This is a genomic window from Burkholderia sp. SIMBA_051 (assembly GCF_046534915.1).
Classification (GTDB): Bacteria; Pseudomonadota; Gammaproteobacteria; order Burkholderiales; family Burkholderiaceae; genus Burkholderia; species Burkholderia ambifaria.
The window spans coordinates 1-232 of the sequence record NZ_JAWRXS010000973.1; the positions used below are offsets into that span (position 1 = coordinate 1).

Sequence of the window (232 nt, forward strand, 5' to 3'; positions counted from 1 at the left end):
TGTCCGCTCCGGGCGCAATCTCGGACCCGACCGCCCAGCGGCTTAAGAAGCAGATGGACGAGTACAGCGGTATGGGTGCAGGCGGCACGCTGGTTGCCGGTGACGGTCTTGTGTACAACCCCATGACGATGACCGGTTCTGACGCGCAAACAGTCGAACACCTCCAATGGACTGCACAGGATGTCGCCCGGTGCTTCCACGTACCCGGCCATAAGATCGGCTTGGATACCGG

General features: G+C 61.6%; 1 protein-coding gene. It reads left to right on the top strand.

Translation table 11 applies throughout. From position 1 onward, the window contains the following. Nucleotides 1-17: 17 nt before the first annotated feature. Nucleotides 18-232: phage portal protein (locus tag SB771_RS37390; protein WP_410722329.1), on the top strand; the 215-nt coding region annotated here is incomplete at its 3' end.